The following is a 1,174-nucleotide window of genomic DNA, read 5'->3' as shown; positions in this document are numbered from 1 at the left end:
ATTCGAGCTCGGTCCCGGGGATCCTCTAGAGTCCCTCGATCCGACAGGAGAGCGCGCGCGCCGCTGATCGTCGCCGACGGCTGCTCGAGACCGCCGAAGCGTCCGAGGGCGGCGCGCAGCACCTGGAGTTTCAGCTCCCGCTGGTGCCCCAGCTCGATATGGCCGAAGTCGGCCCCGCCGGGTCGCCGATCGGGGTCGATGCGGACGTCGGCGGCCGCCCAGATGTGCGGGCGTCGATGCGGCGAGGCATCGAGGACCTCGACGACGGCGCCGCGCCAGAACGAGGACTTCGCGGTCTCGGTCAACCGCACCCGGACGCGCTCGCCCGGAATCGCGTCGGAGACGAAGACGACCCGCCCTTCGTGCCGCGCGATGAACACGCCACCATGGGCCACGTCGGTGATGTCGAGATCGAGGAGGTCTCCGGGTTGCATCCTTCGATGCTGTCACGGATCCCCGACCTCGTCCGCGACGGAACGTACGCTGGACGGCATGCGCGTGTGCCTCGCCTCTACCTCCCCCGCCCGACTCATGCTCATGCGCCAGGCCGGCATCGAGCCGCTGCTGCGGGCGCCCGACGTCGACGAGGAGGCGGTCATCGACGAGATCCAGGCACGCGAGGCACGCATCCTGCCTCCCGACGAGCACGTCCTGCTGCTCGCGCGACGCAAGGCCGCCGACGTCGCGGCATCCCTCGTGAACGACATCCCCGACTTCGACGGCGTCGTCGTGGGCGGCGACTCGATGTTCGAGATCGACGGCGACGTGCTCGGCAAGCCGCTGCGGCCCGAGGTCGCCACGGCACGGTGGGAGCAGATGCGCGGCCGGACGGGTGTGCTGCACTCGGGCCACAGCGTCATCCGCGTCCGGCCCGGGATGCCGCCGCGAGAGGAGCACGCCGTCGCCGCCGCCGCCGTCACCTTCGTCTCCGACGTCTCGGATGCCGAGATCGCCGCCTACGTCGCAACCGGCGAACCGTTGCAGGTGGCCGGGGCCTTCACGGTCGACAGCCTGGGCGGGCCGTTCATCGAGCGCGTCGACGGCGACCCGTCGACCGTGGTCGGCATGTCCCTGTCGACGGTGCGCCGACTGTGCAAGGCGCTCGGCGTCGTGTGGACCGATCTGTGGACGTCGTCCCCCTCCCACCGCGACGGCACGCAGAAGGAGGACGCGA

2 protein-coding genes are annotated in these 1,174 nt (G+C 71.0%); one reads left to right on the top strand and one right to left on the bottom strand.

The genetic code is table 11. From position 1 onward, the window contains the following. Positions 1-434: TRAM domain-containing protein (locus I5I_RS15030; RefSeq protein WP_036321642.1), on the bottom strand; the 434-nt coding region annotated here is incomplete at its 3' end. A 58-nt stretch (positions 435-492) separates the two neighbouring features. Between I5I_RS15030 and I5I_RS15025 the strand changes: the two genes are divergently transcribed. Continuing rightward, positions 493-1,174, top strand: a 682-nt coding sequence (locus I5I_RS15025; protein ID WP_036321640.1) for a Maf family protein, incomplete at its 3' end; no start/stop codon positions are given.

The organism is Microbacterium sp. B24 (genome assembly GCF_000333415.1).
GTDB lineage: Bacteria > Actinomycetota > Actinomycetes > Actinomycetales > Microbacteriaceae > Microbacterium.
The sequence above is the reverse complement of the archived record's forward strand: the minus strand, read 5'-3'. Positions and strand labels throughout refer to the sequence as shown.